The 4,137-nt window shown below is 61.3% G+C and carries 7 protein-coding genes; 3 read left to right on the plus strand and 4 right to left on the minus strand.

From position 1 onward, the window contains the following. The 3 genes from EN964_RS27105 to EN964_RS27115 form a co-directional block, all read right to left on the minus strand. Positions 1-285: DUF982 domain-containing protein (locus tag EN964_RS27105; protein WP_164776017.1), on the minus strand; the 285-nt coding region annotated here is incomplete at its 3' end. Between the two features lie 43 nt (positions 286-328). After that, entirely contained in the window at positions 329-784 is a 456-nt protein-coding gene (locus EN964_RS27110; RefSeq protein WP_127268339.1) for a hypothetical protein, read from the minus strand. 68 nt (positions 785-852) lie between these two features. After that, positions 853-1,341: an Hsp20 family protein gene (locus EN964_RS27115; RefSeq protein WP_127268343.1), complete on the minus strand. Its 489-nt coding sequence runs from the start codon at positions 1,339-1,341 to the stop codon at positions 853-855. Positions 1,342-1,564: 223 nt separating this feature from the next. Here EN964_RS27115 and EN964_RS27120 point away from each other — a divergent pair, with 223 nt between their 5' ends. From EN964_RS27120 to EN964_RS27130, 3 genes are all read left to right on the plus strand, one after another. After that, a complete protein-coding gene (locus EN964_RS27120; RefSeq protein WP_127268342.1) occupies positions 1,565-1,996 on the plus strand; it encodes a cupin domain-containing protein in 432 nt (143 codons plus the stop codon). A gap of 85 nt (positions 1,997-2,081) precedes the next feature. Further along, entirely contained in the window at positions 2,082-2,852 is a 771-nt protein-coding gene (locus EN964_RS27125) for a copper homeostasis protein CutC (RefSeq protein ID WP_127268341.1), read from the plus strand. Continuing rightward, positions 2,849-3,346 carry a GNAT family N-acetyltransferase gene (locus tag EN964_RS27130; RefSeq protein ID WP_127268338.1) on the plus strand — a complete coding sequence of 166 codons (498 nt, stop codon included), beginning with the start codon at positions 2,849-2,851 and terminating at the stop codon, positions 3,344-3,346. Before EN964_RS27125 ends, EN964_RS27130 begins: the two co-directional genes overlap by 4 nt. A 42-nt stretch (positions 3,347-3,388) precedes the next feature. On the opposite strand, the gene EN964_RS27135 is transcribed toward EN964_RS27130, so the two are convergent. Then, positions 3,389-4,137, minus strand: a 749-nt coding sequence (locus tag EN964_RS27135; RefSeq protein ID WP_164776018.1) for an acyltransferase, incomplete at its 5' end; no start/stop codon positions are given.

Raw genomic sequence — 4,137 nt, forward strand, 5'->3', positions numbered from 1 at the left:
ACCGCGACCTGACCTTGTGCCGTCCATCCAAGGAAACTGAGCAAGCGGGTCCTGCAGGATCTTGACGGATCTTGCGAAGCCGGCGACGGCATCGCGCGCCACCGTCAGCGGAACCTGGCCGTCGTGAGCACGCTGGCAGGCTCGAAAGGCCGTCTCGAAAATCGGACCCCGCCGTTCCCTTGGCCACTCGTCAAAGAAGTCGAACGCGTCGTCGAGGCACCCTATTTCTTGAATGAACTCGCCATTCTTGACCAGGACCGGTTGGTCGAACGTCCTGTCACTCATGTAATCCTCCATTCGGCACGGTGGGTTGTTGTGGTTCGGGAAATCATGCGATTGCATGCTCCGGCTCGGCCAACATGCCGCCACCTCCACGCCCGGGCGGCACCGTTGCAAAGGCCGGGATTGGCGGCGGATCATCGTCGTCATCTCGCCAGGGGTGCCGCATCCAACCGAGACGGCTCTTCCTGCGGCGCCGGTCGAAAGACAGGCTGACGGCTGACGGCAACATTGAAAAACGCGGTTCCCGCCCGGATTCGTCCAGGAGGTGGAGCGCGCGGAGTATGTCACTGACTTCAACGATGGCGCCGTTGTCCAATTGCCGCAACGCGGGATTGTCAGGAACCGCATGAACGTCGGAAGCCCAGAAAGCGAGCAAAGCCCGCTTTGCACCGATCGTCATCGTCTCCTCGTTCAGCACATCATCCGGCGTCCGCAACTCAGCGGATTCCGCGGCAAGATATTTCGGTTCAGGTTGGTGAAAACTGTAGGCTTCGGTTCTCATCTCCATTCTCCGCGAACTGTGCCTCCCGGCCGAACCGGGAGGCGGACCGTAGATCCAGGTTCCAGGAATCAGGCGACCTCGCGCTGGGGCTCCGCATCCGAATCGATCAACTGCTTCTTGCCGGGTTGCTCGAGCGAAACCGCTTTGGCTTCGGACCCTATCTCAATGCGCCGAGGCTTGAGTTCCTCGGGCACTTCGCGGATCAGGTCCACCGACAGCAAGCCATTCTCGAGGTTGGCCGCCTTGACCTTTACATGGTCGGCAAGTTTGAACACCTGCTTGAAGTTGCCCGTCGCCAAGCCGCGATGAAGGACCTCCCGATTTTCCTGGTCGGGTTTCCTTTGGCCGATGACAGACAATTCGGGGCCGTTTTGCATGAGTTCGACCTCATCGAGAGCGAAGCCGGCGATAGCCATCGTAATGCGATAGTCGTTCTCGCCAATCTTCTCGATATTGTAGGGAGGCCAGTCAGAGCGCACGCTTTTTTCGAGCATATCGAAGAGACGGTCGAAGCCGACCGTTGTGCGGTAAAGAGGGGTATAATCAGAACTTCTCATAGCCATATCCTCCGTGAAGCAACATGGGTTACGAGGCTGTCGCAGCGCCGCTGCGACGCCAGTATGTCGAGCCGAAGCCTCGACGGAAAACGATCTGGTAATCGTGTTTTTTTCCTTCAAGAGGGACGTCAAAAATATTTTTGGCCGGCAGGCAGGTGCCCAAGGCGCTGCCTTGCGTGCTGCTGGCCACTGCGCGATGTTGACGCCAGGGGTGGAGCGAATCATGCGAAAAATTTTGATGTCCGGACTGCTGCTCGCGGTGGCCTTTTCCGCGAACCCGGCCCGCGCGCTGGACAGCAGCGGCACGCCTGTCGTCGTGACACCTCTTGCGTCGCGCACGACGACCGCGTCCGGCCAACCGATCACGTTGCCGCAGAAGAGCGTGCAGGTGCTGGTCTCGACCTACGACATCGCGTCGGGCGCGACCTTGCCGGTCCACAGGCACCCCTTTCCGCGCTACGCCTATGTCCAGGCCGGCACGCTGAAGGTCACCAATGTCGAGACCGGCATCAGCAACACCTACAAGGCTGGCGATTTCATCATCGAAATGATCGGCCAGTGGCATCAGGCCACCAATATCGGGGATGTCGAGGTGAAGCTTCTTGTGATCGATCAGGTCGAGCAAGGCGCGAAGAATACGGAATTGCGCCAATAACCGCTAAGTCCGTGCCCGAAGGCGGAAGGCTGTTCGCGCTTTCGCTGCGACCGGCCCGGTGCTAGGGCTGGCGGGAAATCATGGACTGGATCGCCCCTTGACCAAAGCTCTCCGCCTTCCGCTGATCGAAATCTGTGTCGAAGGCATTGACGGCCTTCTCGCGGCGCAAGCCGCCGGCGCCGACCGGGTCGAACTATGCGCCAGCCTCATCGAAGGCGGTATCACGCCGAGCCTCGGCACGGTCCGCGCCGCCCTCGAGCAGGCAAGTGTGCCGTTTCACGTCATGGTGCGGCCACGCGGCGGCGATTTTCTCTACAGTGAGACCGAATATGCCTCGATGCTGGCCGATGTCTCGGCATTGCGCGAACTCGGCGTGCCCGGCGTGGTGTTTGGCTGCCTGAACGCCGATGGCACCATGGACGAGGCGCGCATGAGCGAACTGACGCAGGCGGCCGGCCCCTTGAACGTCACCTGTCATCGCGCCTTCGACATGACGCGCGACCCGGCCGAGGCGCTCGAATCGCTGATCCGCAGCAAGGTCGGCCGCGTGCTGACCAGCGGCCAGCGTGACACTGCTATCGAAGGCTTGCCGCTGTTGGCGGATCTGGTGCGGCAGGCCGGCGAGCGCATCGTCATCCTCGGCTGCGGCGGACTGGATTTGCACAACATTGCCGAAGTGCGCAGCAAAACCGGCCTGTCCGAAATGCATTTTGCCGCCCTCAAGGATGTGCCGAGTGCCATGGACTACCGCAATCCCCATGTCGGCATGGGTGGTTCCGATCTCGATCGCGAATACCGCAACACGCTCACCGACACATCACTGGTGGCGGCAACGATCGCGGCAGCCAAGGCATGACCTCGACCCCTGCCCCGATAGCCCGTGTATCGGCCGCAGACGAAGCGGCGATCCTGGCGCTCAACAACGAGCATGCCGCAGAACTGTCGTGGCTGGAGGCTGAGCGGCTGTCCTTCCTGCTTGGCGAAGCGTTTTACACCAGGCGCATCGGCGATCTCGAAGCCTTCATCATGACCTTCGACCAGGACGCCCGCTACGACAGCCCGAATTTCCTCTGGTTTCGCGAACGCTACGAGCGCTTCGTCTATGTCGACCGGGTTGTCGTGGCGGCGCACGCGCGCGGCCGAGGCCATGCCCGCCGGCTCTATCAGGATCTGTTCGGCCATGTTGAGCGCGCCGGCTACAATCTGGTCACCTGCGAAGTCAACACCGACCCGCCGAACCCTGCCTCGGATGTCTTTCACGCCGCCCTTGGCTTCACTGAGGCCGGCGACGCAGTGATCCATGGCGGTAAGAAAGCAGTGCGCTATTACGTCAGATCGCTGCAGGCATAGAGAGGGCGGGCGCGCCGCAAGACGGCCTGAACGCCCTGTTGCTCACCAGTTGCGGTTGAGCCATTCGCGCGCCGGGCGCTCGATGAGGTAGTAGCTGCAGGCCGCACAAGCGAAGACTGCGGCTAGCATCGGCATCGGCATGACGCCTTGCTCATAGACGAATTTGTAGAACGGCTGCTGCCACAGATAGAGCGAGTACGACCACAGACCCAGCGTCGCCATCGGCCAGGAGGACAGCAATCCGGAAATATACCGTGGGCTGAAATCGAGTGCGTTGACGGCCAGAGCCAGCAGCGGCACCGCGAAGAGATAGTGGATCGGCGTCGGCACCTGATCCAGGAACAGGACAACGGCACAGAACGTCGCCACCAGGGCCACATGCTTGCCTCTCAAAAACGCCGGCAGCATGCCGTCGGCCTTCAGCAGGCAGATCGAAGCCGACAGCAGGATCGACGCGATGTGCACGTCGGTGCGCCAATAGGTGGTTTCGTAGTCCATCCCGAAGACCCAGTACGAAACCGCGCCATTGGCCATGGCCAGCAAGGCCAGCGCCAGGAGCAGCACAACCACGCGAGAGCGACTTGAGACGATGACGCTGATCAGCGCCAGGATGATGTAGGCGTGCTCCTCGATGCAGAGCGACCAGATATGGTCGAGCGCCCCTGCCCGCGTCACGAGAATGCCGGCATAGTTGTAGGTGAATGTCAGCGCCGTCAGCGCCGCCTTCCATTTGAAGGCGATGAATGTGCCGGACAGCGCAATCATCGCGACGACTACGAAGACCAGAAGAG

The sequence above is a fragment of the Mesorhizobium sp. M7A.F.Ca.CA.001.10.2.1 genome (assembly GCF_003998575.1).
In the GTDB taxonomy this organism is placed as follows: Bacteria; Pseudomonadota; Alphaproteobacteria; order Rhizobiales; family Rhizobiaceae; genus Mesorhizobium.

Bases quoted from the DNA above. Each gene is read 5' to 3' on its own strand.
- EN964_RS27120 (WP_127268342.1), top strand. From the start codon at position 1,565: ATGCGAAAAATTTTGATGTCCGGACTGCTGCTCGCGGTGGCCTTTTCC.
- EN964_RS27115 (WP_127268343.1), bottom strand. From the start codon at position 1,341: ATGAGAAGTTCTGATTATACCCCTCTTTACCGCACAACGGTCGGCTTC.
- EN964_RS27130 (WP_127268338.1), top strand. From the start codon at position 2,849: ATGACCTCGACCCCTGCCCCGATAGCCCGTGTATCGGCCGCAGACGAA.
- EN964_RS27110 (WP_127268339.1), bottom strand. From the start codon at position 784: ATGAGAACCGAAGCCTACAGTTTTCACCAACCTGAACCGAAATATCTT.